The following is a 15,650-nucleotide window of genomic DNA, read 5'->3' on the forward strand; positions in this document are numbered from 1 at the left end:
AACACCATCGTGATCAAGCCCAGCGAGGAAACCCCGATCAACTGCTTCGAGTTCGCCCGCCTGGTGGCCGAAACCGATTTGCCTGCCGGGGTGTTCAACGTGGTCAGCGGCACCGGCGCCGGCGTGGGGCATGCCCTCACCAGCCATCCCGGCGTCGACCTGATCAGCTTCACCGGCAGCGTCGCCACCGGCTCGCGGATCATGGCCGCCGCCGCGCCGAACATCACCAAGCTCAACCTGGAACTCGGCGGCAAGGCGCCGGCCATCGTGCTGGCCGATGCCGACCTCGAACTGGCCGTGAAGGCGATCACCGCCTCGCGGGTGATCAACACGGGGCAGGTGTGCAACTGCGCCGAGCGGGTTTACGTCGAGCGCAAGGTGGCCGACCAGTTCATCGACAAGCTGGCCAGCGCTATGGCCGCCACCAAGTACGGCGACCCGTCCACCGACGCCGACCTGGACATGGGCCCGCTGGTCAACCAGATCGGCCTCGACAAGGTCGCGCAGATGGTCAAGACCGCCAGCAGCCAGGGCGCGCAGATCGTCACCGGTGGCGCCGTGGCCGATTTGGGCAAGGGCTTCCACTACCAACCGACGGTGCTGGCGGGCTGCAAGTCCGACATGGAGATCATGCGCAAGGAAATCTTCGGCCCGGTGTTGCCGGTGCAGATCATCGATGACCTGGATGAAGCCATCGCCTTGTCCAACGACTGCGAATACGGCCTGACGTCATCGATCTACACCCGCAGCCTCGGCGCGGCGATGAAGGCCTGCGCCGAGATCGACTTCGGCGAGACCTACATCAACCGCGAGAACTTCGAGGCCATGCAGGGCTTCCATGCCGGCGTGCGCAAATCCGGCATCGGCGGCGCGGACGGCAAGCACGGCCTCTACGAGTTCACCCACACCCACGTCGTCTACATCCAGAACTGACGAAGGACGGTTCCTCCTCGCATTGCCAGCCCTCTCTCCCTCGGGGGAGAGGGCCGGGGAGAGGGTGAATACCTACATCTGACTAACTTCCTCAGCCCAGCGCATTCGGCGGCACGATGCCGTGCTTCTTCATCTTGCGGTAAAGCGTCGAGCGGGAGATGCCGAACTGATCGGACGCCGCCGTGACGTTCCACTTGTGCTGGCGCAGCGCGTCCAGCAGCGCCTGGCCTTCGACATCGCCGATGCGTGCCTGGAGGCTGCCCCCGGCGACACCTTCGGGCGTCTGCAACAGAGGCAACGTCCGCGTCGCGCGCGTCAGCTCCGCCGGCAGGCAGTCCATGCCGATACAGCCGTTTTCCGCCAGCGCCACGGCGTAGCGCAGGGTGTTGAGCAACTGACGGATGTTCCCCGGCCACGGGCACGCCAGCAGCGCCTCCAGCGCCTGGGGTTGCAGGTAGGCGCCTTGCTGCTCCGCCCCCAGCAGCGTGCGGATCAGCCAGGCCTTGTCGCTGCGTTCACGCAGGGCCGGCAGGTGGACCACGGCGGCACCGAGTCGGTAGTAGAGGTCTTCGCGGAAGCTCTTGGTCTGGATCATCGCCTGCAGGTCCTGGTGTGTCGCGGAGATCACCTGGACGTCCAGCGGTACCGGCTCCTCGGCGCCGAGGGCGAAGATTTCCCGCTCGGCCAGCACCCGCAACAGGCGCGTCTGCAGGTGCGCCGGCATGTCGCCGATCTCGTCGAGAAAGAGGGTGCCGCCGTTGGCCAGCTCCAGCTTGCCCTTCATGCCCTTGCGGTTGGCGCCGGTGAAGCTGCCACTGCGGTAGCCGAACAGTTCGCTCTCGATCAGGGTTTCCGGAATCGCCGCGCAATTGAGCGCGACGAATGGCCCGCGCGCGCGCCGGCTGGCGGCGTGGATGGCGCGGGCGAAGGCTTCCTTGCCGGTGCCGGTTTCGCCCTCCAGAAGAATCGGCAACCCCTTGTCCAGCAGCTTGCGCAGGCGCTGCACGCTGGCCTGCAGACCGGCGTCGCGACCGCTGAGCTGCTCGAGATCGGGCGAGGCGGGCTTCGAGCGGTTCGGCTCGCCGTTCGGTGCGACGTAGGAACCGGCCGGGCGCGTAGCCGCGGGTGCGCCGGCCGGGATGCGCAGCGCGACTTCGATCAGCGCTTCCTCGTCGAGGGTACGCAGCATCAGGCTGCGCGCGCCGCCCTTGCTGAGGTCGAGCAACTCGTCGACCCGTAGCGGCAGCAGGCTGTCGATGGCCCGGCCGATCAACTGGCGGCCCTTCTGGTGGGCAACGAAGGCGGCATGGTTGGCGCCGACGACGTTGCCGCCTTCGTCCAGCGCCAGCAGTTGCTCGCTGGCCAGGTCGCTGATCTCGTCGCGCGGTTTCAGCGCGAGGGTCAGACAGTCGCGATAGCTGTGGCGGAAGTAGGCGTTCTCGATCATCCGCGCATACATGACCACCAGTTGCAGGGTCAGGTGCTGGGCTTCCTTGGGGCCGTCCATGTCCAGGCAGGAGGCATTCAGGCAGCCCTTGAGTTTGCCCAGCGGGTCGAAGATCGGCGAGACCGAGCAACTCATCCGCGCGTTGGCCGCCAGGAAGTGTTCCTCGCGGTGGATGGTCAGCGCGTGCTGCGACACCAGCGAGGTGCCGATGCCATTGGTGCCGACCACCGATTCGTCCCAACGCGCGCCGATGATCAGCCCGGACTGGGTGTAGGGATCGCGTTGCGCAGGCAGGCGCGAATCCAGGGTGATGCCGTTCTCGTCACTGAGCAGCACGGCGAAGCCGGCCTGGGCGACGCGTTTGGACAGGCCGGTGACGCCTTGCCCGGCGATCGCCAGGTATTCCTGGTTGAGCTCCTGGTGGCGACGGATCTCGGCGGCGGTGAGGATGACCTTCTCGTTGCGCCCCCGCGGGTTGAGGCCGTGCTGAACGATGCTGCGGTGCCAGGATTGGGCGATCACGCCCTCCGGACGTACCGAGCGCTCGGCGAAATGATCGAGGATGAAACGGTTCAGGTCCTGACTGCCCGGATGGGCCAACGGCGAAGGGTTCATGGCGACTCCAACTGCTGGCGCTCGGTCCACGCATCGGCGGACGAGCTGTCCTGTTCTTGTTGTTGCGACACAAGGTGCCCGGTACTTCCTCAGCCTAACTCTACAGGCAGCCCTCGACCATTCCGCCTGCCCATTGGTCGGGTTCCCCCGCCAACCGCGCCTTCCAGGGTGCGACACCTGTCGCACGCCTGCACCACTGCACGCCATCGCCTCATTGGGAACGGGGTGCGGCAATCAGGCCGTTTTGTTGCCTGACATCAGTGTCGGTGGACATCGGCGGGAGTAGCTTCGGTGCGGCATACAAACACAGTCCTGCGAAAAGCGCAGGAGGAGCACCCTGATGAGCAGCACGTTCTTCATCCCCGCGGTAAACATGATGGGCAGTGGCAGTCTCGAAGAGGCCATGCTGGCCATCCGCAACTTCGGATTCCGTCACGCTCTTATCGTCACCGATGCAGGTCTCGCCAAGGCCGGCGTGGCCGACAAGGTCGCCGCGCTGTTGTCGGCGCAGGACATCCAATCCAGCCTGTTCGATGGCGCGCAGCCCAACCCCACCGTCGGCAACGTCGAGAAGGGCCTGGCCCTGCTGCAGCAGAAAGGCTGTGACTTCGTCATCTCCCTCGGTGGCGGCTCGCCCCACGACTGCGCCAAGGGCATCGCCCTGTGCGCCAGCAACGGCGGCAAGATCGCCGACTACGAGGGCGTCGATCAGTCGGCGAAGCCGCAGCTGCCGCTGGTTGCGATCAACACCACCGCCGGCACCGCCAGCGAGATGACCCGTTTCTGCATCATCACCGACGAAAGCCGCCACGTGAAAATGGCCATCGTCGACCGCAACGTGACCCCGATCCTCTCGGTCAACGACCCGTCGCTGATGGTCGGCATGCCGGCCGGGCTGACCGCCGCCACCGGCATGGACGCCCTGACCCATGCGGTCGAGGCCTACGTTTCCATCGCCGCGACGCCGATCACCGATGCCTGTGCCCTGAAAGCGGTGACGCTGATCTCGCAGAACCTGCGCCAGGCGGTGAACGACGGCAAGAACATGGAGGCGCGCGAGGCGATGGCCTACGCACAATTCCTCGCCGGCATGGCGTTCAATAACGCCTCGCTGGGCTACGTGCACGCCATGGCGCACCAGCTCGGCGGTTTCTACGACCTGCCGCACGGCGTGTGCAACGCGGTGTTGCTGCCGCACGTGGAAAGCTTCAACGCCGCCGTCTGTCCGCAGCGTCTGGCCGATGTGGCGCAGGCCATGGGCGTCGACGTGCAGGGTCTGGACGCCGAGGCCGGCGCCGCGGCCTGCATCGCGGCGATTCGCGCGCTGTCGGCGGACGTCAACATCCCCGCCGGCCTGATCGCCCTCGGTGCCAAGGCCGAGGACATCCCGGTCCTCGCCGCCAATGCGCTGAAGGATGCCTGCGGTCTGACCAACCCGCGTCCGGCCAGCCAGGAGCAGATCGAGGCGATCTTCCACGCCGCGCTGTAAGCCTGTCGCACGACCAAAACGCGGCCCAGGCCGCGTTTTTTTTGCATGCGATTCCCTGCAGAGTCCCGTCGTCGAACAGCTGTCGCAGCTCTGCGGCAGTTGTTACCGGCGGGCACTACCGAAGCAGGGCGCTGTCTGCTTCCAAAGTACCATTTCGCTTTTTGCGAAATGGCGCGAACGTGGGGTACCGGAGTTTTTCCGGCCCATAAATCCAAGAGAGGAAACGCCATGTGGACTAAGCCCGAGTACACCGACCTGCGCATTGGCTTCGAAGTGACCATGTACTTCGCCAACCGCTGATCCGTTCCGCCCCGGCCCTGCCGGGGCTTCCTGCCAGGGCTCCCCATGCATATCCAGATTCTCGGTTCCGCGGCGGGCGGTGGCTTTCCGCAGTGGAACTGCAATTGCCGCAACTGCCGCGGCTTGCGCGAAGGCACCCTGAACGCCCGCGCCCGCACCCAGTCCTCCATCGCCCTGTCCGACAACGGCGTCGACTGGATCCTGTGCAATGCATCCCCCGACATCCGTGCCCAACTCGAAGCCTTTCCCGTGCTGCAGCCGGCGCGCAAGTCGCGTGACACGGCGATCGGCGCGATCATCCTGCTGGACAGCCAGATCGACCACACCACCGGGCTGCTCAGCCTGCGTGAAGGCTGCCCGCATGAAGTCTGGTGCACGGAGATGGTCCACCAGGACCTGACCACCGGCTTTCCGCTGTTCAACATGCTCGAACACTGGAACGGCGGCCTGCGCTGGAACCCCATCGGTCTGGAAGGCAGCTTCGTCATTCCGGTGTGCCCCGGCCTGCGTTTCACCCCGATTCCCCTGCGCAGCGCGGCGCCGCCGTATTCGCCGCATCGCCACGACCCGCACCCGGGCGACAACCTCGGCCTGCTGGTGGAGGACCTGAACGGCGGCGGTACGCTGTTCTATGCGCCAGGGCTTGGCCAGGTCAGCGACGCGTTGCGCCAGACCATGGCCCGCGCCGACTGTTTGCTGGTGGACGGCACGCTGTGGCGCGATGACGAGATGCGCGTCTGCGAGGTCGGCGACAAGCTCGGCAGCGAGATGGGCCATCTGCCGCAGAGCGGGGCGGGCGGCATGCTCGAACTGCTCGACGGACTGGCCGCGCCGCGCAAGGTGCTCATTCACATCAACAACACCAATCCGATCCTCGACGAGGACTCCGCCGAGCGCGCGCAACTGGCTGCCCACGGCGTGGAAGTCGCGTTCGACGGAATGAGCATCACCCTGTAGGTGCGCGCCGCGCGCCGTCGTATGAACAGTGCCGCCAACGCTGCGCCCGCGCAGCCCGGGAGAGCGGCGTCGCCACGGAGTGCTTCGATGTCCATGACTGCCATGACCCCCGCCGAATTCGAGCAGGCGCTGCGCGCCAAGGGCGCCTACTACCACATTCATCATCCCTACCATCGGGCGATGTACGAGGGGCGTTCCAGCCGCGAGCAGATCCAGGGTTGGGTCGCCAACCGCTTCTACTACCAGGTGAACATTCCGCTCAAGGACGCCGCGATCATGGCCAACTGCCCGGATCGCGACACCCGTCGCGAATGGGTGCAGCGCATCCTCGATCACGATGGCGCGCCCGGCGAGGAGGGCGGCATCGAAGCCTGGCTGCGCCTTGGCGAAGCGGTGGGGCTGGATCGCGAGCAGATTCTCTCGCAGGAGCTGGTACTGCCGGGCGTGCGCTTCGCGGTGGATGCCTACGTCAACTTCGCCCGCCGCGCGAACTGGCAGGAAGCGGCGAGCAGTTCGCTGACCGAGCTGTTCGCGCCGCAGATCCACCAGTCGCGGCTGGACAGCTGGCCGCAGCACTACCCGTGGATCGACCCCGCCGGTTACGACTACTTCCGCAATCGTCTGAGCCAGGCGCGGCGCGACGTCGAGCACGGTCTGCGGATCACCCTGGCGCACTACACCACGGCCGAGTCGCAACAACGCATGCTGGATATCCTCCAGTTCAAGCTGGACATCCTCTGGAGCATGCTCGACGCCATGAGCATGGCCTATGAGCTGGAGCGCCCGCCGTACCATACGGTCACCGGCGAGCGGGTCTGGCACAAGGGGATCGCGCTATGAGGCGTCGAACCGTAGGGTGCGCCATGCGCACCAGCCTCCCCGTCGGTATATCTCGTGGTGCGCACGGCGCACCCTACGGGTTGTGCTCATGACCTCCCTCGCGCGAGTACCGGCGCTGCGCCGCGGCTATCGCTTCCAGTTCGAGCCGGCGCAGGACGCCCACGTGCTGCTCTATCCGGAGGGGATGATCAAGCTCAACGGCAGCGCCGCGGAAATCCTCAAACAGGTGGATGGCCAGCGCGACACTGCCGCCATCGTCGCCGCGCTGAGCGCGCAGTTCCCCGATGCGCCTGACCTGGCGCCGGATGTTCTCGAATTCCTGGATATCGCCCATGCAAAGCACTGGATCGAGTTTCGCTAAGCCGGGCCACACGCCCGGGCCGCCGCTCTGGTTGCTGGCCGAGCTGACCTACCGTTGTCCGTTGCAGTGTCCGTACTGCTCCAACCCGCTGGACTTCGCCCAGCAGAGCGCCGAGCTGAGCACGGCGGAGTGGATCGAGGTGTTTCGCCAGGCGCGCGAGCTGGGTGCGGCGCAACTGGGCTTTTCCGGCGGCGAACCGCTGGTGCGCCAGGACCTTGCCGAGCTGATCAAGGCGGCGCGCGACCTGGGCTACTACACCAACCTGATCACCTCCGGCATCGGCCTGACCGAAAAACGCATCGCCAGCTTCAGCGAGGCGGGGCTGGACCATATCCAGATCAGCTTCCAGGCCGCCGACGAAGAGGTGAACAATCTGCTCGCAGGCTCGAGGAAGGCGTTCGCCCACAAGCTGGAAATGGCCCGCGCGGTGAAGGCCCACGGCTATCCGATGGTGCTGAACTTCGTCACCCACCGGCACAACATCGACCGCATCGAGCGGATCATCGAGCTGTGCATCGAGCTGGAAGCGGACTTCGTCGAACTCGCCACCTGCCAGTTCTACGGCTGGGCCGAGCTCAACCGCGCAGGGCTCTTGCCGACCCGCGAGCAGCTGCAGCGCGCCGAGCGCATCACCCACCAGTGGCGCGACAAGCTCGAAGCGCAGAACCACCCGTGCAAGCTGATCTTCGTCACCCCGGACTATTACGAGGAGCGCCCCAAGGCCTGCATGAACGGTTGGGGCAACCTGTTCCTCGACATCACCCCGGACGGCACCGCGCTGCCGTGCCACAGCGCGCGGCAACTGCCGGTGCAGTTTCCCAACGTGCGCGAGCACAGCCTGGCGCACATCTGGCACGACTCGTTCGGCTTCAACCGCTTTCGTGGCGATGACTGGATGCGCGAGCCGTGCCGCTCCTGCGACGAGAAGGGCAAGGATTTCGGCGGCTGTCGCTGCCAGGCGTTCATGCTCACCGGTGACGCGGCCAACGCCGACCCGGTGTGCAGCAAGTCCGCACAGCATGGCCTGATCCTCGACGCGCGCCGCGAGGCCGAAGAAGCCGCGCTCGGCATGGACCAGCTGCAATTTCGCAACGAGCGCGCCTCACGCCTCATCGCCAAGGCCTGACGGTCGCTTGCCCGTGTCCCGCGTGAGCACCGCCCACAGCTACGGATTCTGGCCCAGCCGCTGGAGCGCCGGGAACGCCGCCGCGGCCAGCCGCGATTTTGCCGAACTGCGCGCCGGACATGGTGGCGTGCTGTGGATCGAGTTCGACCCCTCGGATGCGCGCAGCACCCTGTGGTTTCACCGCGCCGGCGAGCGCCGTTGCCTGTCGCCGGCCGGCGTTTCGCTGCGCAGCCGGGTTTATGAATACGGTGGCGGCGCGTTCTGCGTGACCCGCGACGGCGTCGCCTTCGTCGGCGAGGCGGATCAGCAGGTCTATCGGCAGGCCCTGGACGGCGATCCCCAGGCGCTCACCGACTGCGCCGCGCGCCGCTATGGCGATCTGCAGCACGATGCGTTCGGCGATGCGATATTCGCCGTCGAGGAAGAGCACGGCGATGCGGGCGTGCGGCACCGGATCGTCTCCCTGTCGTTGCGCGATGGTGCCCGCGAGGTCGTCATCGAAGGGGCGGATTTCTACGCCGCGCCCACGCTTCGCGCCGATGGCTGTCGGCTCGCCTGGATCGAATGGAACCGCCCGGAGCAACCCTGGACCGCCACCCGGCTGTGCGTCGCCGAGCGCGACGCGGACGGGCGCTGGGGCAGCCCGCGCTGTCTGGCCGGTGCGGAGGGTGGCACATCGCTGCAGCAGCCGCGCTTCGCCCAGGAGGGTCGCCTGCATTGCCTGAGCGATGTCGGCGGCTGGTGGCAGCCGTGGGTGGAGCAGGGTGGCCAGTGGCAACGGCTGGACGACAGGGCGATCGCACAGTCGGACCATGCCGCCGCACCCTGGCAATTGGGCGCCTGTAGCTACCTGCCACTGGCGAGCGGCCTGCTGCTGAGTCGTTTCGAGGACGGTTTCGGCGTGCTGGCCGAGGCCACGTCCGCCGGCGAACGACGTCTCGCCGAGGCATTCAGCCGCTTCCGCCAGGTCGCCGCGGATGACCGGCATTTCTATGCGATTGCCGCCTCGGCCGAGTGCAGCAGCGCGATCCTCGCCATCGAGCGGACCAGCGGCGCGGTCAGTGTGCTCGCCGGCGGCGACGTCGCGCTGGGCGAGGGCGACCTGTCGCGTCCCGAGGCGCTGCGTTTCGCCAGCGGCGATGGCGAGGCGCACGCGTTCTTCTATCCGCCGCGCAACGCCGACTGCCGCGCCATCGACGACGAAAAGCCACCGCTGGTGGTGTTCCTCCATGGCGGCCCGACGTCGGCGTGCTACCCGGTGTTCGATCCGCGCATCCAGTTTTGGACCCAGCGTGGTTTCGCCGTCACCGATCTCAACTACCGCGGCAGCAGCGGCTTCGGCCGCGACTATCGCAACAGCCTGAGGACGCAGTGGGGCAGCAGCGACGTGCAGGACGCCTGCAGCCTGCTGCAGCATCTGGCGCAGCGTGGCCTCGTCGACGCGCGCCGTGCCTTCATTCGCGGCGGCAGCGCGGGCGGCTACACGGCGCTCTGCGCGCTGGCGTTCGCCGATGTCTTCCGCGGCGGCGCCAGCCTCTATGGCGTCAGCGATCCGCTGGCGCTGGGCCGGGTGACACACAAGTTCGAGGCCGACTATCTGGACTGGCTGATCGGCGATCCGCAGCGCGATGCCGAGCGTTATGCGGCGCGTACGCCGTTGCTGCACGCGCAGCGGATCAGCGCACCGGTGATCTTCTTCCAGGGTGGACGCGATGCAGTGGTGCTGCCCGCGCAGACCGAGGCGATGGTCGAGGCGTTGCGACGCAACGGCATTGCCGTCGAGTACCACCTGTATCCCGACGAGCGTCACGGCTTTCGCCAGGCCGCGCACCTGGCCGAGGTGCTGGAGTGCGAGTGGCGCTTCTACCAGGCGCTGCTCTGATGGGCGCCGTTTGTCCTTGGTGAACGCGGGCATCACCGATATGCTCAGCGCCATCTTTTTCCAGTGCCGCCTTCCGATGCCCACACTGAAACGTCTGCTTCCCCTGGCCCTGCTCGTGCTGCTGTCCGCCTGCTCGAGCGAGCCGGTTCTTTCGCCGATCACCTCGCGTCTTCCCGAGCGGGTCGAGCTGAGCGATGTGCCGTTCTTCCCGCAGAACGCCTTCCAGAGCGCTCCGGCGGCGATGGCCAGCATGCTCCTGCAGCGCGGCGTGAACACCGACCCCGGCCTGCTCAAGGACCGCGTCTACATCGTCGGTCGCGACGACATGCGGCCGGCGCTGGTCGCCACCGCCGAGGCCCACGACATGCTGGTCTATCCGTTGCAGCCGACGATGGACGCGCTGCTCGGCGAGGTGGCGGCGGGCAACCCGGTTCTGGTGCTGCAGAACATCGGCATGGACATGTGGCCGGAATGGCATTACGCGGTGGTGGTCGGCTACGACCTGCACAAGCAGACGCTGACGCTGCGCTCCGGCGGTTCGCGCCGGCTGCAAAGCGACTTCGCGGCGTTCGAGAAGACCTGGAAAAGCAGCGAGCGCTGGGCCGTGCTGACGCTGCCCGCCAGCCTGTTGCCGGCCAGTGCACAGCGCCCTGTCTGGCTCAAGGCCGCGGCAGAGCTGAAGGAGGCCGGCCGTGCCGACGCCGCGCAGCGCGCCTACCGCACGGCGGCCGAACGCTGGCCGACGCAAACGACCGCGCAGTGACGAAAAAACGGGGCTTGCGAGCCCCGTTTTTCATTCGCCTTCAGAGGCCGAAATTGTCGCGCAGCGTGTAATACCAGGCGCCCAGCGCGCTGAACGGCACCTGCAACAGCCGACCGCCGGGGAAGGGGTAGTGCGGCAGCCCGGCGAAGGCATCGAAGCGTTCGGCCTGGCCGCGCAGCGCTTCGGCCAGGACCTTGCCGGCCAGGTGCGTGTAGGTCACGCCATGCCCGCTGCAGCCCTGGGAGTAGTAGATGTTGTCGCCCAACCGGCCGACCTGTGGCAGGCGCGAGAGGGTGAGCAGGAAGTTACCGGTCCAGGCGAAGTCGATCTTCACGTCTTTGAGCTGCGGGAAGGTCTTGAGCATCTTCGGCCGGATGATCGCCTCGATGTTCGCCGGGTCGCGGGCGCCGTAGACCACGCCACCGCCGTAGATCAGCCGACGATCGCCGGAGAGGCGGTAGTAGTCCAGCAGGTAATTGCAGTCCTCCACGCAGTAATCCTGGAGCAGCAGCGAGCGCGCCAGGTCCTCGGACAGCGGCTCGGTGGTGATCACCTGGGTCCCGCAGGGCATCGACTTCGCTGCCAGCTCCGGGATCAGGTTGCCCAGGTAGGCGTTGCCGGCGACCACGACGAACTTCGCCCGTACACGACCCCGAGGCGTGTGCACGACCGGATTGGCGCCGCGCTCGATGCGTGTGGCGGGTGATTGCTCGTGGATAGTGCCGCCAAGGGATTCCACCGCCGCGGCTTCGCCAAGCGCGAGGTTCAACGGGTGGATATGCCCGCCGCTCATGTCCAGCAAGCCGCCGAGGTAGTTGTCGCTGGCCACCACGTCGCGCATGCCCTGACGGTCGAGCAGTTTCAGTTGGCTATGGCCATATCGCTCCCAGAGCGCCTTTTGCGACTCCAGATGACCCATCTGCTTGGCGCTCAGCGCGGCGAAGACGCCGCCGTCCTTGAGGTCGCAGGCGATGCCGTAGGTGGCGATCCGCTCCCTGATGATGCGCCCGCCCTCGAATGCCATCTCGCCGAGCAGCCGCGCCTGCTGTGCGGGCAGCGTGCGCTCGATGACGTCGATGTCGCGGCTGTAGCTGTTGACGATCTGCCCGCCGTTGCGCCCGGACGCGCCGAAGCCCACTTTCGCCGCTTCCAGTACGGTCACGCGGAAACCGTTCTCCAGGAGGAACAGGGCTGTCGACAGGCCGGTATAGCCGGCGCCGATGACGCACACGTCGGTTTGCACCTCGCCGTCCAGCGCCGGGCGCGGCGGCACCGGGTTGGCGGAGGCGGCGTAATAGGACTGCGGGTAGGCTGTGTGCGACATATTGGAGTCTCTGTTCTTTATTTTTTACGGATGCGGCGATGCTAACCGAGAAGCTCACTCCGCCGCCAGCGCTGTTCATTCCTTGGCCAGATTTTAAAAAACACGTTTTTTCAGCACGTTAGCGAAAAAATAGTTGACACCCCGGCGCCGCTCCGTAAAATGCGCGGCCAATGCAGGCACATAGCTCAGTTGGTTAGAGCACCACCTTGACATGGTGGGGGTCGTTGGTTCGAATCCAATTGTGCCTACCAAACAGAACCCGTACTGCACGGGGCTTAGAAGGCGATCCGAAAGGATCGCCTTTTTTGTTTTGGGCAATCATTGGGAATAGATTGGGAAAACGCACCACCCGATCTACAGCTTTAACCCCGCCTGAACCCTCGTGAAATGGGCCTCCTGCTTCACGTGCCCTCCCTGGTAATAAGCGGTCATTTCCCCGTCAGCGTGACCCATCAGCGCCTGCACATACTCCAGCGGATACCCCTGCTGTTCGTAGAGCCAGGCACCGAGCGCGCGGAGTTCATGCACGGTCGGTCGCGCTCGTGGGTCCTCGATTTGGTCGTAGGCATGAGCCGCGTCGCGGGCTTTCCGAAACTCGTTCGTCAGGTAGTTTTCGGTAATTGCTGACCAATGCTGCTTCGCGTCGATCTGCTCGCGGCGGCGCGCCATAGGCCGGTAGCGGAGTAGGGTGGGGCCGGCGATCGGGTCCGCCAAACATTCCTGGACTACAGCGCGCAGGTCAGGACCCATTTCAATTTCAAGGTGGATAGGATTCTCGTAGCCGGAGGTTTTCCCAGGGCTGACTCTGATGATGCCTTCCGCCATATCGACAGCGGTCCGCTGCCACGTCACCAAGTCCTCGCGCCGCTGCAGGCTGAGCAGGGCCAGGCGGATCGCGCGCCGCAGCCAGTCCGGTGTTGTGTCCGCGGAGAGCATCTTCTGCACGCCCTCCAGGGTGTGGCGCTGGCGTTTCTTCTCGGCCTCCTTCTTCTTCAGCGTCATATCGGCGACGTTGCGCTCGGCCAACCCCTTGGCGACGGCGAAATCCCAGACCTGGATCAGCAACCCGCGGTGCTTGGTGTAGGCGTTGTTCGTGAACTGGTCGAGGTAGTCTGCCATGGCGAGCACGTCGATCTGCCCGACCAATTTCCCGCTGAAGTCGGCGCGGTAGCGCTCCAGCTTGATGCGCACCTCTTTCGCCGTCGACTCCGCGAGCCCGCGAGAGGGCAGCCACTCCAGCTCGAAGCGCTGGAGGAGGCGCTTTACGGTGGGCGCCTCTTCTCCGGTGATCAGCGCTAGCAGTGCACCGTCGTCGGCCATGAGCGGCGCCAGCTTCGCGTTGGCCGCTCTGGCGAGTTTGATTGCCTCGGCCAATGGCTTATTGACGCTGGTCTTCTTGCCGGTGATGGGGTTGCGGTACTGCCAGTAGCGCCCGTTGGGGTACAGGTTGGGCGGGAGATCGCGATTTTTTGCATTGCGGCGGCGCGGCGGCATGTCAATGCTCCAGCATTCGGGCCAGAAGCGGATCGCTGCTGCCCAGCAGGGCGGCCTGCAAATCCACGAAGTACACGCCGCCTCGGATTTCCCCTTCCAACTCACCTTCCTCGATCCACTTCTTCAACTGCTGCAGACTCGGTTTTCCGCCGGCGTACCGAAGTTTGCGGTACTCGCTGGCCTCCATAAGGCGAGGCAGTTGCACCGTCATCTGTGAAATGACCCTGGCCATGCTCATTCTCCTTTGCGCGCCTGCCTTCCGGCGCTGGCGATGAACTCGGTGATTTCGGCGCCCAGCTTCTGGCCGCCGATGCTGGCGTGCACGCTGACGTAGCGATTCGCGCGTTTGAGCAGGGCGAGGGCGGCCGGCAGCGGGTCGGGCGGGTCGAGGTCGAGCCACTCGACCACCTCGAACTCATCCGGCTTCAGGCCGAGGCGCTGGCCGTCTGGGAGAACTGCAGCGACCGCACCGTGGCGGTTGGTCCAGACCGGGATCAGCGCCTCTGCCGGCGCTTCGGGGATCGGTTTGCCTTGGTCTAGATAGGCCAGACCGATCCCCGGCATCGGGTCCGGGGTTACGTGGCGGAGCATGCGCACGGTCTTCGGCACGCGGCGGCCGAAGGGGTAGTTGGCGCTCTGCTGGTGCAGGGCCGGGCAGTCGATGATGTCGTCGCTCATCAGTCGTTCTCCAGCAGTTTCTGGGCGTGCTCGACCAGGCGTTTGCCGTTCGGCAGCAGCATGTGGGGCATGAAGACTTCCTCGAGCGTCATGAGCTGGCACTCGACCATGGTGACCTGGGCCTTCACCCAGTCGCGGAGCACCGAGCACACAGCGATCTGCGCGATCTCCATCGCTCGCTCGCGATACTCCGCCTGGGTGGAGCGCATGCGGGAAGTGTGCGGGTGCTCGCGCAGCCAAGTGGTGGCGTAGCCGCCCCAGTTCGCCGGCACCTGCACCGTTCGGCCGTGCCATTCGAATTGAAGCAGCGTCACCTGCTCGGCGCGCTTCTGCATGATCCCGTAGTTGTCGCAGCCGAAGCGGGCGAGGATCTTCTGGATTTCGGCGAAGGCCTTGTCGCCCGACGTGGCGTTTTCGTAGGGGAGGCTCATCGCGCACCGTCCTTGCCGCGCCTCGCGCGCTCGCAGTCTGCCGCCAGGCGCAGCAGGTTTCGCGTTGTTGGTCGAAAGGTCCCTGTATCCGGGCAGCCTTCATACTCATGGCCTTCCGGGTATGATTTGAATGGGCCATGCCAGTACCAGTTCATACGCCAATCAGCCCAGACGGTGTACGCGTCCATGCCTTCGCCCCAGTAGTCGGTGCCTCCACCAACGCTGCGAATCTGGCTTACCCTGGTGCGTTGCTTCCAGGCCAGTTCGCTGACCACCTTGTCTACCCAAGAGCGAGGGAACTGCGACGGCGCGATTTGAGTAAGCCGGTTGCTCAGCTTCTTTTCTATTCGGGCCTTCACGGCTTCACTTCCTGCTGGGTGATGGAGAGGGCTGCGCGGTCCAGACGTTCGATCTCGGCGAGGATCAGGGCGCCTGAAATCACCAGCTCGCGCCGCCGGTCGCCGGTCTTGGTCTGCCAACCTGCGGGGACGATAGCCTGGCCGAGGGTGAGGCCATAGCCGGTGCTGGTAGCGTCCCATTCCCTCGCCGCAGGGGGCATGGCGTAGAAGCTTGCGAAAGCCGCGATCTCATCGCAGACATGCTCATCGTCATGCTCGGGTGTCCAAAGCTCGAAGGCGATCTGCCGCTGGCGCTCGGCCAGGACGTCACGCGCAGCGTCGGTCTGCTGCTCGGCAGGCGAGGCGTTGAGGCGGGCTACTTCGTCGCGCACCTTGTTCACCGCACGCCCCGCTTGGAGCGCATATTTCACCGGCGGAAGGTCGTTGATGTTCTCGACCGCATCACAGAGCTCAGTTGCGAGCCGCTGCAGATCAGGCATCACGACCCGCGCAGTGGCTGGCGGATGCCCTTCAAGCGCTCGCAGAACAGCGCTCGCTTCGAGATGCCAGGCCGAGTGCTCCTCGGCGAATGCTGGGTCGATCATGGTCTCGGAAGGGATCAGGCGCCATGCGCGGCGGATCAGTTCGAGCAAATCGGTGGTGTTCTCCATG

17 protein-coding genes and 1 tRNA gene are annotated in these 15,650 nt (G+C 65.8%); 10 read left to right on the forward strand and 8 right to left on the reverse strand.

Features of this window, described 5'->3' with window-relative positions; genetic code table 11:
- The coding region (locus B3E91_RS13930; protein WP_287029972.1) for an aldehyde dehydrogenase family protein at positions 1 to 933 on the forward strand (933 nt) is incomplete at its 5' end.
- A gap of 91 nt (positions 934 to 1,024) precedes the next feature.
- Here the strand turns inward: B3E91_RS13930 and B3E91_RS13935 are convergent.
- A complete protein-coding gene (locus B3E91_RS13935; protein WP_287029973.1) occupies positions 1,025 to 2,995 on the reverse strand; it encodes a sigma-54-dependent Fis family transcriptional regulator in 1,971 nt (656 codons plus the stop codon).
- A gap of 340 nt (positions 2,996 to 3,335) precedes the next feature.
- Here B3E91_RS13935 and yiaY point away from each other — a divergent pair, with 340 nt between their 5' ends.
- The 8 genes from yiaY to B3E91_RS13975 all read left to right on the forward strand — a co-directional run bounded on the left by yiaY (position 3,336) and on the right by B3E91_RS13975 (position 10,713).
- The gene (gene yiaY, locus B3E91_RS13940; RefSeq protein ID WP_273234483.1) at positions 3,336 to 4,484 is read left to right on the forward strand and encodes an L-threonine dehydrogenase; all 1,149 of its coding nucleotides are present in this window, start codon (positions 3,336 to 3,338) and stop codon (positions 4,482 to 4,484) included.
- 228 nt (positions 4,485 to 4,712) lie between these two features.
- The gene (pqqA, locus tag B3E91_RS13945) at positions 4,713 to 4,784 is read left to right on the forward strand and encodes a pyrroloquinoline quinone precursor peptide PqqA (protein ID WP_003291121.1); all 72 of its coding nucleotides are present in this window, start codon (positions 4,713 to 4,715) and stop codon (positions 4,782 to 4,784) included.
- A gap of 45 nt (positions 4,785 to 4,829) precedes the next feature.
- Positions 4,830 to 5,741, forward strand: coding sequence for a pyrroloquinoline quinone biosynthesis protein PqqB (gene pqqB / locus B3E91_RS13950; RefSeq protein ID WP_287029974.1), 912 nt, complete (start codon positions 4,830 to 4,832; stop codon positions 5,739 to 5,741).
- A gap of 87 nt (positions 5,742 to 5,828) precedes the next feature.
- Positions 5,829 to 6,581 carry a pyrroloquinoline-quinone synthase PqqC gene (gene pqqC / locus B3E91_RS13955; RefSeq protein ID WP_273234480.1) on the forward strand — a complete coding sequence of 251 codons (753 nt, stop codon included), beginning with the start codon at positions 5,829 to 5,831 and terminating at the stop codon, positions 6,579 to 6,581.
- 82 nt (positions 6,582 to 6,663) lie between these two features.
- Positions 6,664 to 6,942 carry a pyrroloquinoline quinone biosynthesis peptide chaperone PqqD gene (gene pqqD / locus B3E91_RS13960; protein WP_090231220.1) on the forward strand — a complete coding sequence of 93 codons (279 nt, stop codon included), beginning with the start codon at positions 6,664 to 6,666 and terminating at the stop codon, positions 6,940 to 6,942.
- Positions 6,914 to 8,068: a pyrroloquinoline quinone biosynthesis protein PqqE gene (gene pqqE / locus B3E91_RS13965; RefSeq protein WP_287029976.1), complete on the forward strand. Its 1,155-nt coding sequence runs from the start codon at positions 6,914 to 6,916 to the stop codon at positions 8,066 to 8,068. Before pqqD ends, pqqE begins: the two co-directional genes overlap by 29 nt.
- 22 nt (positions 8,069 to 8,090) lie before the next feature.
- A complete protein-coding gene (locus tag B3E91_RS13970; protein WP_287029977.1) occupies positions 8,091 to 9,950 on the forward strand; it encodes an alpha/beta hydrolase family protein in 1,860 nt (619 codons plus the stop codon).
- 76 nt (positions 9,951 to 10,026) lie between these two features.
- On the forward strand, positions 10,027 to 10,713 hold the full coding sequence (locus tag B3E91_RS13975; protein ID WP_287029978.1) for a PA2778 family cysteine peptidase: 687 nt from the start codon (positions 10,027 to 10,029) through the stop codon (positions 10,711 to 10,713).
- Positions 10,714 to 10,753: 40 nt separating this feature from the next.
- On the opposite strand, the gene B3E91_RS13980 is transcribed toward B3E91_RS13975, so the two are convergent.
- Positions 10,754 to 12,037, reverse strand: a complete 1,284-nt coding sequence (locus B3E91_RS13980; RefSeq protein WP_287029979.1) for an NAD(P)/FAD-dependent oxidoreductase — start codon at positions 12,035 to 12,037, stop codon at positions 10,754 to 10,756.
- Positions 12,038 to 12,211: 174 nt separating this feature from the next.
- On the opposite strand from B3E91_RS13980, the gene B3E91_RS13985 reads away from it, so the two are divergent.
- Positions 12,212 to 12,288: transfer RNA gene (locus B3E91_RS13985), tRNA-Val, on the forward strand.
- Between the two features lie 103 nt (positions 12,289 to 12,391).
- Here the strand turns inward: B3E91_RS13985 and B3E91_RS13990 are convergent.
- Genes B3E91_RS13990 through B3E91_RS14015 form a run of 6 tightly spaced genes read right to left on the reverse strand, consistent with a single transcriptional unit; the run spans position 12,392 to position 15,649 of the window.
- On the reverse strand, positions 12,392 to 13,531 hold the full coding sequence (locus B3E91_RS13990; protein ID WP_287029980.1) for a tyrosine-type recombinase/integrase: 1,140 nt from the start codon (positions 13,529 to 13,531) through the stop codon (positions 12,392 to 12,394).
- Position 13,532: 1 nt separating this feature from the next.
- The gene (locus tag B3E91_RS13995) at positions 13,533 to 13,763 is read right to left on the reverse strand and encodes a hypothetical protein (protein ID WP_090231214.1); all 231 of its coding nucleotides are present in this window, start codon (positions 13,761 to 13,763) and stop codon (positions 13,533 to 13,535) included.
- Positions 13,764 to 13,765: 2 nt separating this feature from the next.
- Entirely contained in the window at positions 13,766 to 14,209 is a 444-nt protein-coding gene (locus B3E91_RS14000; protein WP_287029983.1) for a hypothetical protein, read from the reverse strand.
- On the reverse strand, positions 14,209 to 14,640 hold the full coding sequence (locus B3E91_RS14005; protein ID WP_287029984.1) for a hypothetical protein: 432 nt from the start codon (positions 14,638 to 14,640) through the stop codon (positions 14,209 to 14,211). The genes B3E91_RS14000 and B3E91_RS14005 overlap by 1 nt, the downstream gene beginning before the upstream one ends.
- Positions 14,637 to 14,999, reverse strand: coding sequence for a hypothetical protein (locus B3E91_RS14010; RefSeq protein ID WP_287029986.1), 363 nt, complete (start codon positions 14,997 to 14,999; stop codon positions 14,637 to 14,639). Before B3E91_RS14010 ends, B3E91_RS14005 begins: the two co-directional genes overlap by 4 nt.
- The gene (locus tag B3E91_RS14015) at positions 14,996 to 15,649 is read right to left on the reverse strand and encodes a hypothetical protein (protein ID WP_287029988.1); all 654 of its coding nucleotides are present in this window, start codon (positions 15,647 to 15,649) and stop codon (positions 14,996 to 14,998) included. Before B3E91_RS14015 ends, B3E91_RS14010 begins: the two co-directional genes overlap by 4 nt.
- Between the last annotated feature and the right edge of the window lies 1 nt (position 15,650).

Origin of the sequence: Pseudomonas sp. UBA6310, assembly GCF_002438225.1 — a bacterium.
In the GTDB taxonomy this organism is placed as follows: domain Bacteria; phylum Pseudomonadota; class Gammaproteobacteria; order Pseudomonadales; family Pseudomonadaceae; genus Pseudomonas_O; species Pseudomonas_O kuykendallii.

Excerpts from the sequence above, each read along its gene's own strand:
- B3E91_RS13935 (WP_287029973.1), bottom strand. The coding sequence starts at position 2,995 with ATGAACCCTTCGCCGTTGGCCCATCCGGGCAGTCAGGACCTGAACCGT.
- yiaY (WP_273234483.1), top strand. The coding sequence starts at position 3,336 with ATGAGCAGCACGTTCTTCATCCCCGCGGTAAACATGATGGGCAGTGGC.
- pqqB (WP_287029974.1), top strand. The coding sequence starts at position 4,830 with ATGCATATCCAGATTCTCGGTTCCGCGGCGGGCGGTGGCTTTCCGCAG.
- pqqC (WP_273234480.1), top strand. The coding sequence starts at position 5,829 with ATGTCCATGACTGCCATGACCCCCGCCGAATTCGAGCAGGCGCTGCGC.
- pqqE (WP_287029976.1), top strand. The coding sequence starts at position 6,914 with ATGCAAAGCACTGGATCGAGTTTCGCTAAGCCGGGCCACACGCCCGGG.
- B3E91_RS13975 (WP_287029978.1), top strand. The coding sequence starts at position 10,027 with ATGCCCACACTGAAACGTCTGCTTCCCCTGGCCCTGCTCGTGCTGCTG.
- B3E91_RS13980 (WP_287029979.1), bottom strand. The coding sequence starts at position 12,037 with ATGTCGCACACAGCCTACCCGCAGTCCTATTACGCCGCCTCCGCCAAC.
- B3E91_RS13990 (WP_287029980.1), bottom strand. The coding sequence starts at position 13,531 with ATGCCGCCGCGCCGCCGCAATGCAAAAAATCGCGATCTCCCGCCCAAC.
- B3E91_RS13995 (WP_090231214.1), bottom strand. The coding sequence starts at position 13,763 with ATGGCCAGGGTCATTTCACAGATGACGGTGCAACTGCCTCGCCTTATG.
- B3E91_RS14000 (WP_287029983.1), bottom strand. The coding sequence starts at position 14,209 with ATGAGCGACGACATCATCGACTGCCCGGCCCTGCACCAGCAGAGCGCC.
- B3E91_RS14005 (WP_287029984.1), bottom strand. The coding sequence starts at position 14,640 with ATGAGCCTCCCCTACGAAAACGCCACGTCGGGCGACAAGGCCTTCGCC.
- B3E91_RS14015 (WP_287029988.1), bottom strand. The coding sequence starts at position 15,649 with ATGGAGAACACCACCGATTTGCTCGAACTGATCCGCCGCGCATGGCGC.